Source organism: Micromonospora sp. KC606 (assembly GCF_004348675.1).
Taxonomy (GTDB): domain Bacteria; phylum Actinomycetota; class Actinomycetes; order Mycobacteriales; family Micromonosporaceae; genus Micromonospora.
Genome location: NZ_SMKN01000100.1, coordinates 1 through 21076 on the forward strand (window position 1 = coordinate 1; position 21076 = coordinate 21076).

The window sequence follows — 21076 nt, forward strand, 5'->3', positions numbered from 1 at the left end:
GTGCTGCGGCTGCTCAGGTCGGGGTGGGGAAGCCGAGGTTGACCGAGGCACCCGCCGCGCCGCCGGCGGTGGACCAGCGACGGCGTGGGGCCAGCGCAGGGCGACGGTCAGCAGCGCGCCTGCCGGCGCTGTCCACACTGGTGCTTCCGGCCCGGAAAGGGCTGCGACGGTCGGCCATAATGACAACCATCGAGCCCGCTTCGGCAACACCCGACCAGGCCGTCCGCGCCGGGACGACGACTGGTGACCGACCCCGCACCGAACGTGGGAAAGTTGTGAACCCCGGTGGCCGCAAAGTCAACGCATCCAGAAAGGCGAATGGGTTGGCCCTGTCGCACGCACCCCGCCCGGCGTCCACCCCGCTGCCCGGAGCGCGACCCGGACGCGACCCCGAGCGCGCCATCAAGCGCGGACCACGCCGGGTCCCCGCCGAGGCGGTCGCCGCCACTCAGCGCGACCGCCTTTACGACGGCCTGGTTCACGAGGTGGCGTCGAAGGGGTACGACAGCGCCCGGGTCACCGATATCTGCCGGGCGGCCGGCGTCACCCGACCGGCCTTCTACGACCTGTTCGCCGGCAAGGAGGACGCCTTCCTCGCCACCTACCGGCACGGCATCGCCGTTGTGCTGCGCCTCATGGAGGACGCCTACGCCGACGCCGGCCCGGAGTGGGCCGACGCCGCCCGCGCAGCCCTGCGTACGCTGTTGGAGGTGCTGGCCAGCGTGCCCGCGTTCGCCCGGATGGCGCTGGTGGAGATCGAGGCCGCCGGTCCGGCCGCCCGCCGGGAACGCGACCGGTTGCCGGAGAGTTTCCGCCGGTTCTTCCCCGCCGACGGCCCCGGTCCGGCGCTCAGCGCCACTGAGCACGACCTGCTGGTGACCATGGTGGTCGGCGGCGCGCAGGCCACCATCCGGGCCGCGGTGGCGCAGGAGCGCACGGCGCGCCTGCCGGAGTTGCTGCCGGTGCTGACCTACGCCGTCACCGCCCCGTTCGTCGGCCCGGAGGCCGCCGCGCGGGCCGCGCGGTCCACCGAGGCCGGTGCCAGCGTGACCGCACCCTGCGCGACCCGACCCGACCCGGCCTGATCCGGGTCCGGGTCCGGCCTGACCCGACCCGGACCGGTCCGCGCCGGGCGCGACCGGCGCCTCGACCACGCCAGCCGGCCGCGACCAGGTCCGGGGGCGTCAGTTGGCCGCGGTGTCCCGGACCGCCCGGGCGAAGACCTCGGAGCGGTGCTCGAAGTTGCGGAACCGGCCGTAGCTGGGCGCGGCGGGAGACAGCAGCACCACCCCGCCGGCCGGGGTCACCTCCCGGGCCAGCCGCACGGCGTCGATCAGGTCGTCCACCGTCTCGGTGCGCACCTTCGGCAGCCCGGCCAGCGCCTCGACGATGCGGGGGCCGCTGTCCGGTACACCGATCACGGTGATCTCCCGCTCGACGAGGTGGTCGGCCAGCGGTGCGTAGTCCAGGCCCCGGTCGGCGCCACCGACGATCACCGTCAACGGCCGGCCCTCGTACGCGTCGATCGCGTGCATGGCGGCGTACGGGCTGGTGGCGAGGGTGTCGTCGACGAAGGTCAGCCCGGACGGGTCGACGATCTCGGTGAGCCGGTGAGCCAACCCCCGGAACTCGGCGACCGCGACGGCCAAGGTGTCCTTCCGGGCGACCACGTCGACGCCGAGCGCGTCGAGCACGGCGAGCGCCACGCAGAGGTTCCCCTCGTTGTGCCGGCCGACCAACGGCAGCACGGCACGCGGGAACAGCGGCCGGTCGGCCAGGTGGAACCAGGGGGCACCGTCGGGGCCGGCGGCCACGAGCGTGCTGCCCGGCAGCCCGGCGCGAACCACCGCGCGGTCGCCCAGCTCCAGGGCCAGCCGTGGGTCGTTGCCGTTGACCACCACGGTGCGTGGCTCGTACGCGAGCAGGTTCAGCTTGTCGCGGTAGTACTCCGCCTCGCCGCCGTGCGCGTCCAGGTGCTCGGGGAACAGGGCGGTGACGGCCGCGACCCGGGGTGAGTCGGTCAGGTCGCTGCACTGGTAGCTGGACAGTTCCAGCACGTACAGGTCGGCCTCGGGCAGGTCGAGGGTGGGCACCCCGATGTTTCCGCCGAGGACGTTGGGCCGGTCGACCGCCGCCAGCAGGTGGCTGATCAGGCTGGAGGTGGTGCTCTTGCCCTTGCTGCCGGTGACCCCGATGGTTCGGTCGGCGTGGTCGGCCATCCACAGCGCGGTGCCCTGCGTGACGGTGATCCCGCGCCGGCGCAGCTCGACCATCCACGGGTGGGTGGTCGGCACGCCCGGAGAGCGGACCACGACGTCGGCGGCGACCAGCCGGGCGAAGCCCTCCTCGCCGGTGACCAGCGGCGCGGCCTCGGCAAGCGGCCCCTCCCAGGGCAGGCTGAGGAAGTTGGCGCTGTCGTCGACGGCGACCAGGTCGGCCGGGCCGTGCGCGGCGACGGCGGTCACGGCGGCCCGGCCCTCCCGGCCGGTGCCCCAGACGGCGACTCTACGTCCGCGCAGGTCAGACAGGCGCACGGGCTCTCCTCAGGGCGTTTCGACTTCCGTGGCGGGTACGGTCCGGCGCAGCCGGGCACGGCCGGACGAACCAGGGCCTAGTATGGCGTGTGCCCAACGAGCAGCTCCGGCGGATGGACGCCTTCACCTTCCCGTCCTACTCGATCGATCTCGCCACCGGCGAGGCGTTGTTCGACTACGCGCTCACCGGCCCCGACGGCGAGCAGCGGTTCACCGAGGTGATCACGCTGCCGTTGCCGGCCGACCCGCCGTCGGACGAGACCGTGGCCACCCTCGGCCGGGTGCTGGAGCTGCTGCACGTGATCGCCGGGGTCAGCTACTACAAGGCGGCGGCGCCGCGCCGGCTGGTGCTCCCGGCGCCGCTGGGCACGGCCGCCGCCGAGCTGGTGGCCGCCGTCTACACCAGGGGCCTGGCCGAGTACGCCTACCGCAACCAGCTGCCGCACGTGCTCCAACTGCGTCCGGAGGTGCCGGCCGGGGAGGTGACGCCGCCCCGGGTGTACGACGACTCCGACCGCCGCCCGCTGTCCGCCGTCGGCGGCGGCAAGGACTCGATCGTCACCCTGGAGGCGCTGCGCCGCGCCGGGTTCGAACCGGTGCCGTTCTCGGTCAACCCCAACCACGTGATCGTCTCGGTGAACGAGGCGTCCGGTCTGCCCGCGCTGGCGGCCCGGCGGCGGCTCGACCCGGTGCTGTTCGACCTGAACGCGGCCGGCGCGCGCAACGGCCACATCCCGGTCACCGCGATCAACTCGCTGGTCGCGGTCGCCACCGCCGTGCTGCACGGTCTCGGTCCGGTGGTGATGTCCAACGAGCGCTCCGCCTCCGACCCGAACCTGGTCTGGAACGGGCACGAGATCAACCACCAGTGGTCCAAGGGGGTCGAGGCGGAGGGGCTGTTGCGGGCGGCGCTGGCGGAGCACGCCGGCCTCACCGAGCCGTACTTCTCGCTGCTGCGGTCGCTGTCGGAGCTGCACATCGCCCGGCTCTTCGCCACCATCGACCGGTACGACGCGGTGGTCACCAGCTGCAACGCCGCGTTCAAGCTGCGCGACGCCAGCGAGCGGTGGTGCCGCGACTGCCCGAAGTGTCGCTTCGTCTTCCTGGCCATGGCCCCGTTCATGCCCCGGGAACGGGTCGTGCGCATCTTCGGCGGTGACCTGCTGGCCGACCCCGCCCAGATCCCGGGCTACCGGGAGCTGCTCGGCGTGGACGGGCACAAGCCGTTCGAGTGCGTCGGCGAGGTGGAGGAGTCCGTGGTGGCGCTCGGCCTGCTGGCCGAGCAGGACCAGTGGCGCGACGCCCCGGTGGTCCGCGCACTGGTCCAGGCCGTCCCCGACAGCGCCTGGTCGACGGCCGCCAGCTCCGACGTCTTCACCCCGGGCGGCCCGAACCACGTCCCCCCCGCCTACCACAAAGCCCTCGACGCCCTGACCTGAGGAGGGCCCTCCTCATCCGGACCGCCGGCCTGTCCACCACTGGCGGGCCAGGGTCAGTCGACCCGGCAGGCCCGGTGCCGGCGCCGGCACCGGACGGGTCGGCTGGCGCAGCCACTCCGGCAGATGGGTGCCCGGCTCGCGCCTCGGCAGGACCGGCAGGACCGTGATCGGGCACCGGTACCAGGGGAAACGCACGTCGGCCTCCTTCGGCGGGACGGGGCCGCTCAGGATGCGCGACCCGGGCACGGCCCCGCCCGGCGAGAGCGAACCGTGTCGCTGACATTCTGGTGAATGCGGGACTACGGTCGGAAGCGACACGGCGGGACAGCGGCGATTCGATCCCGTAACGCAGCACGGGTCGCGGGCGGCGTCGCACCCTGGACGGTCATGCGACGCCGGATGCCTCACGTCATCTGCGACACCGGCGGCACACCAGTCACCAGCCGACCACCCGGTCAAGCCAGCCAGCACGTTGACAGCCGATCCCCGATCGGGAATCAGTCGACGCCGAACTCCATGGCGGCGCGGTCGAGTGCCTCGTCGTCGGCGGAGGAGACGCCCCGGGACGCGATGGCTTCCGCGCCGCCCTGTGGCATCGCACCGATCAGCCCGGTCGAGGCTGCCTGCGCGGCGCCGACCACCCGCTGGGGGGTCGCGCCGCCGACCATGCCGAGGGTGGCGTACTGCTCCAGCTTCGCCCGCGAGTCGGCGATGTCCAGGTTGCGCATGGTGAGCTGGCCGATCCGGTCCGACGGGCCGAACGCCGAGTCCTCGGTACGCTCCATCGACAGCTTGTCGGGGTGGTAGCTGAACGCGGGGCCGGTGGTGTCCAGGATCGAGTAGTCCTCACCCCGGCGCAGCCGCAACGTCACCTCGCCGGTGACCGCCGTGCCGACCCAGCGCTGCAACGACTCGCGCAGCATCAGCGCCTGGGGGTCCAGCCAGCGCCCCTCGTACATCAGCCGACCGAGGCGGCGGCCCTCGTTGTGGTAGTTCGCCAGGGTGTCCTCGTTGTGGATGGCGTTGACCAGCCGTTCGTACGCGGCGTGCAGCAGCGCCATGCCGGGCGCCTCGTAGATGCCCCGGCTCTTGGCCTCGATGATCCGGTTCTCGATCTGGTCCGACATGCCCAGGCCGTGCCGGCCGCCGATGGCGTTGGCCTCCAGCACCAGGTCGACGGGGCTGCCGAACTCCTTGCCGTTGATCGTCACCGGACGACCCTGCTCGAAGCCGATCGTGACATCCTCGGTGGGGATCTCCACCGAGGGGTCCCAGAACCGGACTCCCATGATCGGGTTGACCGTCTCGATGCCGGTATCGAGGTGTTCGAGGGTCTTCGCCTCGTGCGTGGCGCCCCAGATGTTGGCGTCGGTGGAGTACGCCTTCTCGGTGCTGTCCCGGTACGGCAGGCCGCGTTCGAGCAGCCACTCCGACATCTCCTTACGCCCGCCCAGTTCGGTGACGAAGTCGGTGTCGAGCCACGGCTTGTAGATGCGCAGCTGCGGGTTGGCCAGCAGCCCGTACCGGTAGAACCGCTCGATGTCGTTGCCCTTGAAGGTCGAGCCGTCGCCCCAGATCTGGACGTCGTCGGAGATCATCGCCCGCACCAGCAGGGTCCCGGTCACGGCCCGGCCGAGCGGGGTGGTGTTGAAGTACACCCGCCCGCCCGAGCGGATGTGGAACGCCCCGCAGGTCAACGCCGCCAGGCCCTCCTCGACCAGGGCGGCGCGGCAGTCGACCAGTCGGGCGACCTCGGCGCCGTAGCTGAGCGCACGGCCCGGCACCGAGGCGATGTCGGGCTCGTCGTACTGGCCGATGTCGGCGGTGTAGGCGCAGGGGACGGCGCCCTTGTCGCGCATCCACGCGACCGCGACCGAGGTGTCGAGGCCGCCGGAGAAGGCGATGCCGACACGTTCGCCGATGGGCAGGGAGGTGAGAACCTTGGACACGGGAAAGATTATTCATCAGGGCGCATGTTCATGCAAGCCGAGTGCCCGACGGAGGGGCGGCTACCCGCCGCCGAACGGTGGGTCGTCGCGACCCAGTTCCCAGAACGCCACCGCCGCGGCGGCGGCCACGTTCAGCGAGTCCACTCCGCGCCGCATCGGGATGACCACCCGTACGTCGCTGGCGGACTGGGCCGCCAAGGTGAGGCCGGGGCCCTCGGCACCCAGCAGTAGCGCCGCCCGCTCGCGCTGCGCCGCGGTCAACCGCTGCATCGGCACGGCGTCCGGTGCCGGAGTCATGGCGAGCACGGTGAAGCCCGCCTCCCGCACCTGGTCCAGACCCGCGGGCCAACGGTCGAGCTTGGCGTACGGCACCGCGAAGACCTCCCCCATGCTGACCCGCACGCTGCGCCGGTACAGCGGGTCGGCGCAGGACGGCGACAGCAGCACCGCGTCGATGCCGAGCGCGGCGGCCCCCCGGAACACCGCTCCCAGGTTGGTGTGGTTGTTGACGTCCTCCAGGATCACCACCCGGCGGGCGGCGGCCAGCACCTCGTCCGCGCTCGGCAGCGGCTTACGGTAGAACGAGGCGAGCACCCCCCGGTGCACGTGGAAACCGGTGGCCTGCTCCAGCACGTCCGGGGTCGCCGCGTACACCGGGGCGTCGCCGGTGTCGAGGTCGGCGAGCTGGTCGGCCCGCTTGGCGTCGACCAGGAACGACCGGGCCGGGTAGCCGGCGCGCAGCGCCCGCCGCAGGACCAGCTCCCCCTCGGCGATGAACAGGCCGTGCGGCGGCTCCCATCGGGTGCGCAGCTCGACGTCGGTCAACGCGCGGTAGTCGGCGATCCGGGCGTCGTCGGGGTCGGTGATCTGGTGGACGGGCACCGCCCGATTCTGCCCGGCGGCCGGAACGGGGCGGCCGGCTGGGGCGTCAAGCCAGGTCGAGAGGGTCGCCCAGGCTCGCCGTAGCCCGGCGGCGAGTGGCGTGGTGGAACGGGGCTAGGGCGGGTATCGAAAATGGATCTTGAACGTGGAATGATCTTACGAGTGGTTGTGATGGTCCGGTTCTGCGCGGATGAGGCTTCTGGGTTGGGCAAATCCTTTGCTCCGTCCAACACTGATGCCCCACGATCAGCGACGTGATCGACACGTTCGTCCTTCTCGACCGTCTGCCCACCCCGGCCGAGCACCGCCGCCTCGCCGAAGAGGTCGGCTGGAACGCTGCGTTCGACTGGAACACGATGCCCACGTCCCTGGCCGGATCAACGGCCGGCGTGGTTGCCCTCGATGGCAACGACGTCGTCGGCATGGGACGTTTGGTCGGGGACGGCGTCAAGTACTTCTACGTCCAGGACCTCGCCGTGCTGCCTGTCTATCAGGGTGCCGGAATCGGGACGGCAATGTTGCGTCGGCTCTTGGACCATGTGGCGAGCACCGCGCCGTCCACGGCGTTCGTTGGACTATTCGCCACGGATGACGCCGTCTCGCTCTATGAGCGGAACGGCTTCACCCCGGGCGACATGACTGGCATGTTCCGCCTGGTCAAGCCAACCGAGGGCTGAAAGCCGTCAGCGATCGGCCACTCGCTCGGCACGGACATTCGATACACGCCCAACGACCTCGTGCGCGATTGGCAGGGGACGGTCTCGTCATCTCGTCGGCGGTGGGGTGTGGCTGGTAGGGCCTTGGGCGGCCGGGTGGCGCTCTCGATGCGATCGGTGTGCTGGTGGTCGGACAGCAGATGACGCTCGGCGGTAACGACTTCTGCCCTTTTCGCGGTTTGGGTCTGAGGGTGATCACCGCGCCGGCGGTATCGGCGCCCAGTCCTTGGTAGCCGGCGTCGGCGAGGAGACTCAAGGACTCGCAACCACGCACGAGGTCGCTAGCACCCCGGCCTGTGCCTACCGGCGTCGAGCGGCGCGGCGTTCGAGGTTCTCCCGAAACGCGAACAACGCCAGCGGCCCCAGGGCGCTCACCACGAATGCCGGCACCGGCACCCACGGAACACCGTCAACGAGCGACGCGACGAAGCTGGCCCCGAAGGCCAGCAGAGCGGCCGCCATCGTGTACGCACCGCTGGAGTTGTCGCCGAGGAGGTACTTCGGGCGCTCCTTGCGCAGCCGCCACAGCCGGTAAACCTGCAGCACCATGAGTACGAACGTCGGCGGCAGCAGCGTGAACACCAACGCGGCTCCCGGCGTCCACGGCGCGCGCACGTACTGGCCCTCGACGGTGACGAGGTGCCCGTGCCACATGCCCGCCCGAACAATCTGCCCCTCGTCGACATCGAGGAACGCCTCTCGCTCCCGCGTCAAGGACGTCCCTTCGTCGCCGCTGGGCAGGCGGAACCGGACCGCTTGCGAGGTGCCGTCGCCGCCGAAGCCGCCCTTGGCACTGGCGTAGCTGACCTCCACGACCTCCGCCGACGCCGGCGCGAGGGCGCCCGCGCGATACGCGGAGTACGCTGCCGTCTCCACGTACACGCGGTGTCCGAAGTAGGCCAGAAGGACGGCGGCGATCATGCCGGATATGATCGCCACCCAGACGCGGAACCGGACATCTTCCGGTGAGACCGGTGGCACACCGCCACGCCGCCTCGCCGATGCCATGCTCCGCATACTAGTAAGGGGCCACCACCGCCGGGACCGGCGAAGTGGCTACCGCTCCAGCCACCGAATACCCGAAGTGCCACTCGCCTCGGCGAACAGCCGAGGACCCGTCGGGGTCGCACTCGGTTCCGCACGACCGCGCACGACCATCGGCGAGGCGCTCACCGACCGCAGATCAACCGCCGAGGCGGCGTACGGGACGTCAGCGGGTCTTGGCGAAGGTGACGAAGCTCTGCCATACCTCCGGGTCGAACTGGAGCGTGCCGCCCTCGCGGTCCTTGGTGTCGCGGACGAGCACCACGCCGGGCAGGTTGTCGGCCACCTCCACACACGACCCGCCGTTGGTGCCGGAGCGAGTCGACTTGTGCCACCTGGCACCGCTCATGTCCATGTCTGCGCCGCTTCCTTGATCAGATCGAGTGACTGCCTGCGTGAGAGAGCTTCGCCTCTGGTCGACTCCCACGTTCGCTGGAGATTAGCAAGGTCATCGGCCCCGTTCACTACCTGTGCTCGCACCTGGTGGTCGAGATGTGCAACCACCGAGCCGTCGCCCAGGGTGGCCAGGATGAATCCTCCCTGCAGGCCAGGGTAGACCCCCGCCTCCTCGGTGACCACGAGGATCTGCACGTGCGGCAGCTCGGCCATCTTGACGAGGTGGTCGATCTGTTCACGCATGACGCTGGCATGTCCGTTGATCTGCCGACGAAGAACCATCGCGTCAAGGACCGCCACCAGCGGCGTGGGCACCTCTCGGGTCACGATCGTCTGCCGCTCCAGCCGGGACACCACCCGCTGCTCGACGTCGTCGGGCGGGAGTAGGCCGGTAGCGAACATCGCTCGCGCGTACGCCTCGGTCTGCAGAAGGCCGGGCACGAAGGCGGGCTCGTACCAACGCAGCAGGGTTGCCTCACGCTCCAACCCGATCCACTCGCGCAACCACTCGGGGTCGACCTTGGACAGCTCTCGCAGCATTCGCGTGAATCGGCCGCCCTGCTGCCGGTCGCATCCCGGGTCGTGTGCTCGGTCAACGGCCAGGGCGTAGTCGGTCGTCGGTGGGCGACCCCCGGTCTCCACCGAGCTGACGTGCGAGGCCGAGTAGCCGATGGTCCTGCCGAAGTCCTCCTGGCTGAGGCCAAGGGTGGTTCGCAGCAGGCGAAGCTCCATCACCACGTAGTCCGTCACGCTGCCCATCGACTTCCCATCTCCTGCCCAGCCTCTGCGGTGTGTCTGTCACTGCTGTCCGGTGGCGCTCACTGTTGGCGTATCACCAGCTCAGTCGGCATGAGCGCCTGTCGAAGTCAGACCGATCCTAACCAGACTGTCACTCATGCGGACCTGCTCCTCGCCGAGCGTAGCTGGGGCGGGTCCTGCCCTGGGGCCGCCCGTGTTCCCCCGTGCAGGGGCGGCCCCTTCCCAACTTCGAGGAGGTCGACGTGCGTATCCCGTTCTTCCGGTGCCGGGCGAAGGAGCAGCCGACGCTGCCTCGCCGAGTGCGCGGGACCAACCTGCCGGAGTGGATGCGCCTGCCGACGCAGCCCTACCCCCAGCAGGGGCCCGGCCGCGCCGGCGGACTGACCCCGGCCCAGCAGTGGCGCGCGAACGGGGGCCGCTGGTGACCGTTCTCGGCGGCATCCGCACGGTCACCGGCCACATCGGCTCCCAGCCAACCTGGGACTGCGAGGCGTGCGGCCAGCCATGGCCGTGCCCGGCCTTCCAGGCGATCCCGCCGGACCAGCTCACCACGTCGACCCTCATCCCCGCCATGGCGTTGTTGGTGCCGAGTGCCATCAGGGACCTGCGCGGACGCCCCGAAGGGCCGGAACCGCCGGAGATCGTGAAACGGTTCCTGTGGTTCCTGCCGCTGAACGACGACGAGGCCCGAGCCATCGCGTTGAGGCTGCGATGATGGTCGGCCGACTCATCCCCCACCTGCCGATGCGTCCGCTGTGGCGGTGCCGCAACTGCGGCGCGGAGTGGCCCTGCCAACCCGCCCGGCTGTCCCTGCTCATCGAGTACCGGGAAGACCGCATCGCCCTGATGGTCTACCTCGCACAGCAGATGACCGAGGCGCACCACCAACTCGCCCAGCTCAACCCCGACCGACGGGTGGACCTGACCGACCGCTTCCTCACCTGGGCCAGGGCCCGAGGATGAACGCGAACGCGCCAGGATCGGCACGTCGGCGGAGAATTCGGCAGGATGGTGTGATGACAGGCGCGGATCGACGTGGCCTCGGTCGGCTGTTCGACGAGGTGCCGGAGCTCTACGACCGGGTCCGGCCGGGATACCCCGACGAACTGTTCGCGGACCTCGTCACCATCACCGGTATGGACGAAGGGTCGCCGATGCTTGAGGTGGGCTGCGGTACCGGTCAGGCGACACGTTCGCTGGCTGCGCTCGGCTGTCCGGTGACCGCCATCGAGCCGGGCGCGGGCATGGCCGCACTCGCTCGCCAGCGGCTCGCCGCCTTCGGCAACGTCACGGTCGAGGCGTCGACGTTTGAGGAGTGGGACGACCACGGCGCACGCTTCGATGTCCTCGTGGCCGCGTCGGCCTGGCACTGGGTCGATCCGTCGATCGGCTGGCCGCGAGCACACGACGTGCTCCGCGCGGGAGGCTGGATGGCGCTGCTCGGCCACGTCGTTGTCCGTTGGCCGGGAGAGCCGGAGGTGTACGCGGAGACCGCCGATCTCCACGAGCGGTTCTCCCCCGGAAATCCGGACTGGGGTCATCCTCCACTCGAGGACGACGTGCGCAGCACCGACGAGGGCTGGGGACTGGTCGAGGATCCCGGCGACCTGTTCGGCCCCACGATCGTGCGTTGGTACCCGACGGTTCAGTGGTTCGACGGGGACGGCTTCGCCGATCTCCTTCGCTCGCAGTCTCCGTACCGAAGGCTCGATCGTGACGTCCGTGAACCCCTGCTCGACGCCATCGCCGAGCGAATCCGCACCCGGATGGGCGACCGAGCAGCACGCCGTTACCTCAGCGTCCTCCGTGTCGGACAGCGCGCCGGGCGAGCCCAGGGACAAGGCGGAGTCGTAGCGCACAGCAGAGCCGCGGGCACCACCCCGTCGCCTGGTGTCGGCCGCGGCGACTGACCGCGGGGGCGTCCCGGCCGCGTACGCCGGGAACGCCGGCGATCTGCCGCTGTGGAACAGGCTGACCCGGGCGGTCGGGCGGCCGGACCGAGTCGGTGGCCGCCCCGCTGGACGGGGTGGTCGCGCCGCTGACGGGGCCGCTCAGCCGATGAGGCCGGCATCGCGGGCGAGGAGCGCGGCCTGCACCCGGTCGGTCACCCCGAGCTTGGCGAAGACCGCGGAGAGCTGGTTGCGTACCGTCTTCTCGCTGATCCCGAAACGCCGGGCGATGCGGGCGTTGGTCTCGCCGGTCGCCAGGTGCCGCAGGATGTCCCGCTCGCGGGGGGTCAGCTGGTCGAACGGCGGCGGCAGCTCGACCGGCTGGCGTTGCAGGGTGGTCAGCACCTGCGGACCGACCCGGGGGCCGAGGACGAGACCACCGCCGGCCACCGTACGCAGAGCGTCGATGATCACGTCCGGATCGGTGTCCTTCAGCACGTAACCCCGGGCGCCGGCCCGCAGCGACCGGTTCACCACGTCCTCGTCGTCGGCCATGGTCAGCATGAGCACCCGGGTCTCCGGCCGGGACTGCAGGATCCGCCGGGTCGCCTCCACGCCGTCGCCGTCGGGCAGCGCCACGTCCATCGCGACGACCGTCACCCGTTCGGTCACGACGCTGCTGACCGCCTCGGCGCAGGTGGCCGCCTCGACGATGCCGTCGACCCAGTTCTCCCCTTCGAGCATCGTCCGCAGACCGCGCCGGACCACCGGATGGTCGTCCACGATCAGCACCCGAATTCGCTCGGCCATCCCCGTCGCCCCGTTCTCCTGCCCGTCCCGTCCCTACGGCTCATCCTCTCAGTCGGCCCGCCCACCCGTGTCGGCCTCGGGCGGCGGCGGGACCGGGGCGTCCACCGTGGACGTCAGGGCCCCGGTGGGCGTCGGCGGGGCTTCGGGTACGGGTCGGCACGGCAGCCGTACCCGGATCAGGGTGCCCCGCGGCTCCCGGCCGGTGACCTCGCACTCGCCCCCCAGCTCGGCGGCGCGTTCCCGCATCGAGTCCAGCCCCACCCCACCCGGCCGGGGCCCGGCGATGCCGACGCCGTCGTCGGACACCTCGATCACCAGCGCCCGCCCCTGCCGCACCACCACCTCGCAGGAGTGGGCCCGGGCGTGCCGGGCCACGTTGGCCAGCGCCTCCCCGACGATTCGGTAGGCCGCCACCTCGACGGCGGCCGGCAGCCGGGGCAGGGCGTCCTCGATCCGCAACCGCACACTCAGGTTCGGCCCGTCGAAGCGTTGGCATTCGGCCCGCAGCGCCGACTCCAGCCCCCGGTCCAGGGCGGCCGGGCGCAACTCGTCGACCAGCTGACGCACCTCGCCGGTGCAGGTGCGCAGGTCGTCGGCGAGCCCGTCGAGGATCTGGGTCAACCGCTCCTGGTCGGTGCCGGCGAGCTTGCGGGCCGCGCGCACCTGCATCGACATGCCGGCGAAGGCCGGGCCCAGCCCGTCGTGCAGGTCGCGGCGCAGGCGTCGCCGTTCCTCCTCGCGCGCCATGACCAGCCGTTCCCGGGACTCCCGCAGGTCGCGGATCAGCCGGGCGGACGCCGCCGCCACCGAGGCGTGCAGCGCGACGTCGCTGAGCAGCCGGCGCTCGACCGGGGTGAACCGGGCGCCGGCCGACCGGTTGGCCACCACCAGCCGCCCCACCCGTTCGCCGTGGGTCACCATGTCGAACCGCTCGACCGAGGTGGTCGCCCGACCGTGCTCGGCGTGCAACTGCCCCGGCCGGCCGGCGTCGTCGCCGCCGAGTTCCACCGCCACGTACGGCACCTGGAGCGAACGGGCGATCGTGCCGGTGAGCAGCGGCAGCACCGCCTGCGGCTCCACCGTCCGCTCCAGCAGGTCACCCAGGCGGGCCAGCACCGCGTACGGCTCGTCCCGGTCGCCGTAGAGCAACCGGTTCACCCCGCGTTGCACCCGGTTCCGCAGCGGTTCGAAGGTCACCGCGATCAGACCGGTCGCCACCAGTGAGGCGTTCGAGGTGTCGCCCGGCAGCACGAGGTCGCGCAGCAGCGCCACGGTGGCCACGAAGGCGGCGATCACCAGCAGGCTCATCACCACCCAGACCAGCGTTCGGTTGATCACCTGCTCCAGCCCGTACAGCCGGTACCGGAGCACGGCCAGGGTCATCGCGCCGGGGACGGCGACCACCATCAGCACCCAGCCGCCGGAGAGGTTCAGCCAGTCCAGCCCGAAGCCGAGCAGGAAGAACGCCGCAGCCGCCAGCAGGCAGGCGAGCTGTTGGCGCGCCTCACCGGTGGCCCGCCGCCAGCGCCCCGCCAACGATCCGAGCACCCCGACCACCAGCAGCATTTCGACGGCGATCGTGACCAGGGCGACGCGGACCAGCAGTTGCGCCTCCCGGGTGGCCGCCGGCGCGGCGGACAGGAGCAGCCCCGTGGGATCGCTGGTGGCGGCCACCGCCAGCGCGACGGCCGCGACCCCGGTGGTGATGACGAGCCCGGCGGCGACCGGGCGCCAGCGCCGTCCGGGCAATCGGCCGTCCGGGAAGACCAGCAGGGCCAGGAAGATCAGGCCGTACGGCGGCCACCACAGCCACTGGCTCAGCCAGGCCACCGGTGCCAGGTGCAGCCAGCTCAACGCCAGGACCGCCGCGCCGGCGGTGAGCCCGGCCGCCACCATGAGCCGCCCGACGAGGTGTCCGGGCACCCCGGCGAGCACCAGCCCACCGAGGGCGGTGAACGACACCGCGATCGCGCCGGTCAGCGCCGCCGGCCCGCCCAGGGCCGGGTCGTGGTTCCGCCACTGTCCGATCAGGACGAGTACGGCGATGGCCAGCCCCAGCGCGGCCAGGCCGCGGCGGGGGGCGGTGGGTGGGCCGGCGGTCGACGGCAAGGTGTGCCCTCCGGGCGGTCGTGGTGGTCGGGCGGTCCGGTGTGGCTCAGTGCGCCCAGCCGGCCACGTGCATGGCGTTGTGCATCCAGTTGCCTCTGTCGTGTTCGAGGTGGTCCGGCAGGGCGCCGAGGTCGTGCGACAGGTCCGGGCCGTCGAGGGCGGGCACCTCGGCGAGGGCCTCTTCCAGGGAGATCCGGGACTGGGCGAGCACCTCCGGATGGTCGCGGACGTACCGCACCAGGTGACTCACGACCGCCCGCACCCGAGCCCGGACGGCCTCCGGGTCAGCCGCGTCGTAGCCGGTCTGGAGGTCCTCCAGCCGCCAGTCCGCGGAGAAGCGGGGGTGCAGCCGACGGCCGGTCACGTCGAAGAACTCGATGCCGCCGGCGAGCTTCTCACCGTGGTCGGCAGCCGCGAGCAGCTCGGCGAGATTCTGGTAGACGTGACAGAAGGTGTCGTTCGCGGCGATCAGCAGGATCCGCCGATCGTCGCCGGTGTTCAGGGTCATGCCTGCTCCTCGGATGAAGTACCCGGCCGCCGGCCCCGGTACCGCCGACCCGGCGCAGCGTAGGTGACGGGCGTCCACAGTGGCACCGGCCGGGTGGGCCCGGTGGCCGTCCGCGAACGTCCCGCTCATCGTCCCCGGAGCGATGTCCCGCCGGCCCGGGGCGGATGTCCCGGGCCGGCGGGCGGTACGCCGCCTGCGGGTCAGTGCACGCTCGCGTTGGTCGCCCGGGTCATGTCGACCAGGGCCCTGACCTTCGGCAGTCCCTCGGTGTGGCCGCCGGAGCGTACCCGCGCCGACCAGTGGTCGTAGCGCTGCCTGAGCAGGGCGAGCCGGGCGGCGGCGGTGCCGGCCAGGCAGGCGCTCACCGGTTCCCGCGGCTTGTCGGGGATGTCCGCCTGCACGCAGCCGACCCCGTACTGGCCCTGGTTGCGCTGCGGGTCGAAGCCGGACTTGTCGCCGGCGCACGCGTCCCAGTCGACCACCTGCTCGCAGTCGGCGTAGTTGACGACCGCCTGGGTGAACGCGTTGTACAGGTGCCGGTTGAGCGACTGGTCGGTGTCGTTGCGCGGGCGGGTGTAGTCGGCGGGGAGCCCGTTGGCGCCGAAGAGCAGCGCGTTGAGGCTGTCGTCCTGCTCCAGCGCGCTCGCCCAGCCCAGCTCGGTGTACGCCTGCAGCATGCGCAGCGCGTTGGAGACGGCCTTGCCCCGCTGCCACAGCGTCTGGGCCACCCCCCAGGTGTCGGGGCTCGGCGGGTTGGGGCCGGTGCCGGCGCGCATCACCCGGTAGAAGTACTTCTGCCGGCCGGCGAGCATCGCCGCGGCCTTCGTCCGGGCGGTCGCCGCCTGCGCCGTGCTCACCGGGATGGCCGCCGACTCGAACGCCGCCCGGTACGTGCCCCAGCGCTCGTTGAGGTACTTGTTCTCGTCGTAGCAGTAGCCGCTGGGTGTCGGGGACGTCGTGCTCCAGGAGCAGTAGGTGCCGATCGGGAAGACCCGGGTCGCGGTCTGCACCTCCTGCCAGTCACCGGTCGCCCACTTGACCCGGGACCGCACCGTGATCTGGAGGTCTCCGCGCCAGGTGTGGAACCGTGGGCCCTCGTTCTCCTCGACGTTGACGAACTGCGCCTCGTAGCAGGTGGAGAAGGTCGGCTTGTGCCCCGGCGGCATCGCGTGGTGGGTCAGGTGGAAGGGGTTGGGCAGGTTGGCGCGGCGGATGGTGGCCGGCACCGATCGGCCGGGCCGGTTGCCGGTGCAGGCGCTCATCGACTCGTTCTCCGGGATCCGGTTGGCAGCCGGGAGTTCCTGCTCCGGGCTGCCCCACATGTCGTGCACCGGCGCGGGCTGGTCGTGCCCGTTCCAGATCACGCCCTTGCGCACCTCCTCCACCTGCTTGTTCCAGGCGACGACCGCGTTGCGGTAGTCGGCCATCAGCCTGGTGAACAGGTCGTTGGTGGTTCCGTCGGACCTCGGGCGGTTGAACTCCCGTACCCGCTCGTTGATCGTGTCGCCGGCGGCGGCGACGGCGGCGGCCCGGCCGGGGTGGACCTGGTTGGCGTACGCCGGATTCTCCAGTTGCAGGATGTTGTAGACGCGGGCCGCGGTGCTCCAGGCGGCGGCGTTGGCGACCGACCCGGTGGTCCAGGTGCCGCCGACCTCGGCGCGGGCCCACTGGGACAGGTAGTTGATCGACCCCTCGGGCAGATAGAGGTCGAGCACGCTCACCGGATCGGTGAGGCTGGTGCCGGCCGGGACGGTGAAGGTCCCCTCCTGCGCGGCGTCGACGGTGGCGAACTTGAAGGTGGGCGACTCGGCCTTGGGGTAGTACACGGTGGAGTAGTCCGGGATCGGCTGGCCGGCGATCTCCCGGTGATGGACGTAGGTGGTGATGACCGAGTTCAGCTCCGACTTCGCGATGTTCTCCAGCGCGACGTGGGTGGCGAGCGCCATCGAGTCGACCTTGCGTTCGATGGTCTGCAACTGGGTGGCGATCCGACCGAGGTTGGCCCGTACCTCGTCGATCGCCTTCAGCAGCTCGCCGAGCTGGGCGATCAGCCCGGAGTACATCTCCTTGAGCGCCGACTCGATCCGGTCGAACCGCTTGTCGATGCCCTGGGCCAGCCGGTTGATCTGGTCGCGGAGCTTGCCGATCTCGGCCCGGACGGCGGCGTTGGGGTCGCCCCCACCGGTGAACAGGCCGATCAGGCTGGCCGCCGCGCCGAGCAGGTTGCCGGTCAGCACCGCCGTGCCCATCGCGACAGCGGCGGTGCCGAGGCCCTGCCCGAGCACCGTCATCATGTAGGTGTTGATGGCGGTGACCGAGGTGACCACGGCCTTGCCGATGGTTTCGAGTTGCTTGCCGAAGCCGGGGTCGGCGAAGCCGACCAGGGTGGAGAGCACGCCGACGGTGGATCCGAGGCCCTCGAATATGATCTTGTTCTCGGCGGTCTTCCGCTTCTCCTCGTCGATCACCGCCTGGCTCGGCTTCGGGTCCTCGTTCACCGGGTGGGCGGTGGAGCGGGAGATCACCTCCTCCACCCGGGTCCGGCCGCCGGCGTCGAGCGCGGCCAGTGCGGCGAACGCCCGCTCCTGAGCCAACGCCCGGTAGGCGGTCGCGTCGTTGCGTCTGTCGCGGATCGCCGCCAGCGGCACGTAGTACCCGAGGGTTCCGGTGTTGCCGCCGGCCCGTGGCTCGTGGATCCTCGTGGCCAACAGGGTGTCGACCGGGGTGCGGACCCCGGCGCCGGTGCGCCCCGCGAACGCGGTGTCCCACCCGGTGGCGAGCGCGTCGTCGGCGGCGGCCCGGCGGTGCAGCTCCGTCCAGGTCGCCCGGACCAGATCCCGGGAGCGGGCGTTCCAGGCCGCGTCCTGGTAACCGCCGCGCACCAGGTTCAGCGCGTCCGGCACCACGTTGGCGCCCTCCGCTCCGACCGTGCTGGCCAGGAAGGCGCGTACCGCGGGGCCGTTGGTGACCGCGCCGGTGCTGGTCGCCTGGCCGAGCCGGGCCAGGACGGCCATCGCCGCGGCGAACCGGGACCGCTCGTCACCATCGCTGTCGGGCGCGGCGGCGTCGGCGACCGCCCGGGTGGCCGCCACGTGCCCGGCCACCTGACCGGCGTCGGCCCCCTGGTGGGTGGCACGCCAGTCCAGCAGCTCGGCGGTGAGCAGGGCGTCCTTCAAGCCGGCCGCGCCGGCGTCACGGGTCTGCACCACCGCCCCGAAGAGCGCGCCGTGCACCGTCTGCTCGTCGAAGGGCACCGGGTCGGCGGCCCGGGCGGGCGTCTGGTGCATCGTGACCAGCAGCGCCGCGACGAGTGCCACGGCACCCCACCCACCGCTGCCGCCGGGCCCGCGGCGTCTTTCCCGGCGACCCGGCATGACGATTCGGAGAAGCGCACCGCTCCCCGATCGTCCGATTGGTGCTTCCGCTGTCCTCACCGCTGCTCCTCTCGCCGGGCGGGTCCCCACCCGCCTGCTGAGGACCGACCCTGGCGGTTCGGTCGTCCCCGCGGGCAGGGACATCCGTCCCCCGGCAGCGGGGACAGCTGGAAGCGAGCGGGCCCCGGACGGGGCGTCGGGGTTCAGCCGCGGCGGCCCTGGAGCCAGCGCAGGAGGTCCGGCGGGATGGCCGGGCCCGTCGAGGGCTGCGGGCCGGGCGACGGCGCGGGCGGCTCCGGGCGGCGCATGTCGCCGGCCAGTTCCGGGCTCGGGGCGGTGAAGCCGCGCTCCGGCTGGCCGTCCACCGCCGTCCGGATGATCCGGGCGACCGCCGCGATCACCTGTGACTGCACGGCCGCGCCGACGGCGTCGCTCGGGTTGTCCGGGTTGGCGGCGATACCGGCCACCGCGACCTGCGGGGTGAACCCGACGAAGGTCTCGGTGGCGTTCTGCTCCGAGCTGCCGGTCTTGCCGGCCACCGGGCGGCCGACGATCCGGTCCACCCCGCTGGCCGTCCCGCCGTTGCACTGCCCGTACGCGGACTGCTGCCCGACCGGGCAGCGCGCGGCGTCGGTGGCGGCCCGGGCCACGTCCTGGCTCAGCACCCGCTTGCAGGAGGGCTGGCCGACGGGCAGTTTCCTGCCGTCCGGCGCGGTCACCGACTCCACCGGCGTCGGGGCGCAGTACATGCCCTCGGCCGCCACGGTGGCGTACGCGTTGGCCAGGTCGAGCGGGGTGGTGGCGGCCACGCCGAGCGTGAACGCCCCCCAGTTCGCGGCGTCGTGCGCCGCGAAGTCGGCGTCGGACCGGGCCCGGAAGGTGATGCCCAGACGCTGCGCCATCTCCACGACCTTGTCCTCGCCGACCTGCTCGGCCAGCCAGACGAAGTAGGTGTTCACCGAGCGGCCGAAGGCGTCCCACATCATGCGGTAGCCGTCCATCCACTCCGGGTTGGCGTTGGCCGGGCACCACCGGCCGTCGCAGCTGCCCTCGCCCTCGGCCGGGTAGCGGGTCGGCAGCCGGCTGGGGGCGTCGAACCCGGTCGAGAGGGTACGCCCCGACTCCAGCGCGGCGAGCATTGTGAAGAGCTTGAACGTGGACCCGGCCTGGTAGCCCGCGATGCTGCCGCCGCCGGATACCAACGGGTTGACGGTCTGGCCGGCCGCCACGCCGTACTGGCGGTTGACCGCCATGGCGAGGATCCTTCCGGTGCCCGGCTCGACGGCCGCGACCGGCAGCGCCCGCCTGTCGCCGGTGGCGTAGACCGCGCGGGCCTCCTTGACGGCGGTGGCCTGCACCTGCGGGTCGAGGGAGGTGACCACCGTGTAGCCGCCCCGGCGCAGCGCCTGCTCCCGCTCCTGCGGGGTGGCGCCGAAGGCCGGCTGGTCCAGCCACCAGCGCCGCAGGTAGTCGCAGAAGAAACCGTCGTCGGCGGGTCGGGTGGCCACACAGCCGTTGGGTTGGGCGGTCGGGTGCAGCACCAACTTCCCGGCGTTGGCCCGGTCGGCCTGCGCCTGGGTGATCGCGCCGGTGCCGACCATCGCGTTCAGCACGTACCCGCGCCGGGCCAGCGCCGCCTTGGCGTCGCCGTCGATCGGGCTGTACTCGTCCGGTGACTGGACCAGGCCGGCGAGCAGGGCGGCCTGGTCGAGGGTCAGGTCGGCCGGCGTCTTGCCGAAGTAGCGCTGGCTGGCCGCCGCGATGCCGTACGCGCCGGAGCCGAAGTACGCGATGTTCAGGTACCGGTTGAGGATCTCGTCCTTGCTGAGCTTGCGCTCCAGCGCGTTGGCGTACCGGATCTCCTGGAGCTTGCGCCCGATGGTCTGTTCGGTGGCCGCCTGCCGTTCCTGGGCGGTGCGCTGCGGATCGGTCTTGAGCACGTTGCGGACGTACTGCATGGTGAGCGTGGAGCCGCCCTGGACGTCCCCGCCGGTCAGGTTGGCGACCAGGGCGCGGGCGATGCCGCGTAGGTCGGCCCCGCCGTGCGTGTAGAAGCGCCGGTCCTCCGCAGCCACGATCGCCTGCCGCATCACCGGGGCGATCTCGGCCAGTGGCACGTCGGTGCGGTTGACGTCGTAGAAGGTGGTGAGCAGCGTCCTGCCGTCGTTGGCGTAGACGTAGGAGCGCTGCGCGGTGGCCGGGGTGGCGAGCACCGCCGGCAGGTCGTCGTACGCCCCGAGCGCCGCCTTGGCGGCGTATCCGGCCAGCAGGTTGCCCGGCAGTGCGGCGACCGCGAGTACGAGACCGGCCAGCACGCCGGCGAGCAGCACGGTGAAGAGCCGCGACAGCGGCGTCCGGGGACGGGGCATGAACCCCAGGATGACCAGGCCGGCGACCGGCAGGCCACCCGGGACCGCGATTGTCAGCTAACTCACGGCCGTCTGCCAGCGACTTCTCCGCCCCGTTGCCGCCGCGTCCCGTCTCCCTCCCCTCTTCTCCATAAGTCACCGCCGTCCCTCGCCTGGCTGACCGAGAGGTTCACGCGGAATCGGGGGCAGTCGTCTTGACCGGCCCGGAACGGGCGAGCCGGTGGACGGGCGCCCGCTGCGCCGACGACCACCTGGGGCAGCGGTGTCCCGGTGGACTCGTGCGGCGGGGCGGGAGGGG

Annotated in this window: 19 protein-coding genes; 7 read left to right on the forward strand and 12 right to left on the reverse strand. The window is 71.9% G+C overall.

Features of this window, described 5'->3' with window-relative positions:
* The first annotated feature begins 323 nt into the window (after positions 1 to 323).
* Positions 324 to 1085 carry a TetR/AcrR family transcriptional regulator gene (locus E1193_RS18820; protein WP_243707772.1) on the forward strand — a complete coding sequence of 254 codons (762 nt, stop codon included), beginning with the start codon at positions 324 to 326 and terminating at the stop codon, positions 1083 to 1085.
* Positions 1086 to 1184: 99 nt separating this feature from the next.
* Here E1193_RS18820 and murD read toward each other — a convergent pair whose 3' ends face one another.
* Positions 1185 to 2534 carry a UDP-N-acetylmuramoyl-L-alanine--D-glutamate ligase gene (gene murD / locus E1193_RS18825; protein WP_132184507.1) on the reverse strand — a complete coding sequence of 450 codons (1350 nt, stop codon included), beginning with the start codon at positions 2532 to 2534 and terminating at the stop codon, positions 1185 to 1187.
* Between the two features lie 89 nt (positions 2535 to 2623).
* On the opposite strand from murD, the gene E1193_RS18830 reads away from it, so the two are divergent.
* Complete coding sequence (locus E1193_RS18830; protein ID WP_132184508.1) at positions 2624 to 3973, forward strand: hypothetical protein; 1350 nt, start codon at positions 2624 to 2626, stop codon at positions 3971 to 3973.
* Positions 3974 to 3985: 12 nt separating this feature from the next.
* On the opposite strand, the gene E1193_RS18835 is transcribed toward E1193_RS18830, so the two are convergent.
* From E1193_RS18835 to E1193_RS18845, 3 genes are all read right to left on the reverse strand, one after another.
* Positions 3986 to 4168 carry a hypothetical protein gene (locus E1193_RS18835; RefSeq protein ID WP_132184509.1) on the reverse strand — a complete coding sequence of 61 codons (183 nt, stop codon included), beginning with the start codon at positions 4166 to 4168 and terminating at the stop codon, positions 3986 to 3988.
* 302 nt (positions 4169 to 4470) lie between these two features.
* Positions 4471 to 5922 carry an argininosuccinate synthase gene (gene argG / locus E1193_RS18840; protein WP_132184510.1) on the reverse strand — a complete coding sequence of 484 codons (1452 nt, stop codon included), beginning with the start codon at positions 5920 to 5922 and terminating at the stop codon, positions 4471 to 4473.
* Between the two features lie 60 nt (positions 5923 to 5982).
* A complete protein-coding gene (locus tag E1193_RS18845) occupies positions 5983 to 6804 on the reverse strand; it encodes an RNA methyltransferase (protein ID WP_132184511.1) in 822 nt (273 codons plus the stop codon).
* Positions 6805 to 7058: 254 nt separating this feature from the next.
* Between E1193_RS18845 and E1193_RS18850 the strand changes: the two genes are divergently transcribed.
* Positions 7059 to 7481, forward strand: a complete 423-nt coding sequence (locus tag E1193_RS18850; RefSeq protein WP_132184512.1) for a GNAT family N-acetyltransferase — start codon at positions 7059 to 7061, stop codon at positions 7479 to 7481.
* 339 nt (positions 7482 to 7820) lie between these two features.
* Here the strand turns inward: E1193_RS18850 and E1193_RS18860 are convergent, their stop codons facing one another.
* From E1193_RS18860 to E1193_RS18870, 3 genes are all read right to left on the reverse strand, one after another.
* A complete protein-coding gene (locus E1193_RS18860; protein WP_132184513.1) occupies positions 7821 to 8441 on the reverse strand; it encodes a hypothetical protein in 621 nt (206 codons plus the stop codon).
* Positions 8442 to 8730: 289 nt separating this feature from the next.
* The gene (locus E1193_RS18865) at positions 8731 to 8913 is read right to left on the reverse strand and encodes a DUF397 domain-containing protein (protein ID WP_132184522.1); all 183 of its coding nucleotides are present in this window, start codon (positions 8911 to 8913) and stop codon (positions 8731 to 8733) included.
* Entirely contained in the window at positions 8910 to 9719 is an 810-nt protein-coding gene (locus tag E1193_RS18870) for a helix-turn-helix transcriptional regulator (protein ID WP_132184514.1), read from the reverse strand. The genes E1193_RS18865 and E1193_RS18870 overlap by 4 nt, the downstream gene beginning before the upstream one ends.
* A gap of 242 nt (positions 9720 to 9961) precedes the next feature.
* On the opposite strand from E1193_RS18870, the gene E1193_RS18875 reads away from it, so the two are divergent.
* Genes E1193_RS18875 through E1193_RS18890 form a run of 4 tightly spaced genes read left to right on the forward strand, consistent with a single transcriptional unit; the run spans position 9962 to position 11629 of the window.
* Positions 9962 to 10144, forward strand: a complete 183-nt coding sequence (locus E1193_RS18875; RefSeq protein WP_132184515.1) for a hypothetical protein — start codon at positions 9962 to 9964, stop codon at positions 10142 to 10144.
* The gene (locus E1193_RS18880; protein ID WP_243707773.1) at positions 10141 to 10434 is read left to right on the forward strand and encodes a hypothetical protein; all 294 of its coding nucleotides are present in this window, start codon (positions 10141 to 10143) and stop codon (positions 10432 to 10434) included. The genes E1193_RS18875 and E1193_RS18880 overlap by 4 nt, the downstream gene beginning before the upstream one ends.
* A complete protein-coding gene (locus E1193_RS18885) occupies positions 10434 to 10682 on the forward strand; it encodes a flavin reductase (protein WP_132184516.1) in 249 nt (82 codons plus the stop codon). The genes E1193_RS18880 and E1193_RS18885 overlap by 1 nt, the downstream gene beginning before the upstream one ends.
* A gap of 53 nt (positions 10683 to 10735) precedes the next feature.
* Complete coding sequence (locus E1193_RS18890) at positions 10736 to 11629, forward strand: class I SAM-dependent methyltransferase (protein ID WP_132184517.1); 894 nt, start codon at positions 10736 to 10738, stop codon at positions 11627 to 11629.
* A 141-nt stretch (positions 11630 to 11770) separates the two neighbouring features.
* Here E1193_RS18890 and E1193_RS18895 read toward each other — a convergent pair whose 3' ends face one another.
* The 5 genes from E1193_RS18895 to E1193_RS18915 all read right to left on the reverse strand — a co-directional run bounded on the left by E1193_RS18895 (position 11771) and on the right by E1193_RS18915 (position 20778).
* A complete protein-coding gene (locus E1193_RS18895; protein ID WP_132184518.1) occupies positions 11771 to 12418 on the reverse strand; it encodes a response regulator transcription factor in 648 nt (215 codons plus the stop codon).
* Between the two features lie 48 nt (positions 12419 to 12466).
* Entirely contained in the window at positions 12467 to 14527 is a 2061-nt protein-coding gene (locus E1193_RS18900) for a GAF domain-containing sensor histidine kinase (RefSeq protein ID WP_243707774.1), read from the reverse strand.
* Positions 14528 to 14573: 46 nt separating this feature from the next.
* Positions 14574 to 15035: a hypothetical protein gene (locus E1193_RS18905; RefSeq protein WP_132184519.1), complete on the reverse strand. Its 462-nt coding sequence runs from the start codon at positions 15033 to 15035 to the stop codon at positions 14574 to 14576.
* A gap of 200 nt (positions 15036 to 15235) precedes the next feature.
* Positions 15236 to 18352, reverse strand: a complete 3117-nt coding sequence (locus E1193_RS18910) for a hypothetical protein (protein ID WP_132184520.1) — start codon at positions 18350 to 18352, stop codon at positions 15236 to 15238.
* Positions 18353 to 18612: 260 nt separating this feature from the next.
* Positions 18613 to 20778: a transglycosylase domain-containing protein gene (locus E1193_RS18915; RefSeq protein WP_132184521.1), complete on the reverse strand. Its 2166-nt coding sequence runs from the start codon at positions 20776 to 20778 to the stop codon at positions 18613 to 18615.
* Between the last annotated feature and the right edge of the window lie 298 nt (positions 20779 to 21076).

Excerpts from the sequence above, each read along its gene's own strand:
- E1193_RS18860 (WP_132184513.1), bottom strand. The coding sequence starts at position 8,441 with ATGATCGCCGCCGTCCTTCTGGCCTACTTCGGACACCGCGTGTACGTG.
- E1193_RS18865 (WP_132184522.1), bottom strand. The coding sequence starts at position 8,913 with ATGAGCGGTGCCAGGTGGCACAAGTCGACTCGCTCCGGCACCAACGGC.
- E1193_RS18870 (WP_132184514.1), bottom strand. The coding sequence starts at position 9,719 with ATGGGCAGCGTGACGGACTACGTGGTGATGGAGCTTCGCCTGCTGCGA.
- E1193_RS18885 (WP_132184516.1), top strand. The coding sequence starts at position 10,434 with ATGGTCGGCCGACTCATCCCCCACCTGCCGATGCGTCCGCTGTGGCGG.
- E1193_RS18890 (WP_132184517.1), top strand. The coding sequence starts at position 10,736 with ATGACAGGCGCGGATCGACGTGGCCTCGGTCGGCTGTTCGACGAGGTG.
- E1193_RS18895 (WP_132184518.1), bottom strand. The coding sequence starts at position 12,418 with ATGGCCGAGCGAATTCGGGTGCTGATCGTGGACGACCATCCGGTGGTC.
- E1193_RS18905 (WP_132184519.1), bottom strand. The coding sequence starts at position 15,035 with ATGACCCTGAACACCGGCGACGATCGGCGGATCCTGCTGATCGCCGCG.
- E1193_RS18915 (WP_132184521.1), bottom strand. The coding sequence starts at position 20,778 with ATGCCCCGTCCCCGGACGCCGCTGTCGCGGCTCTTCACCGTGCTGCTC.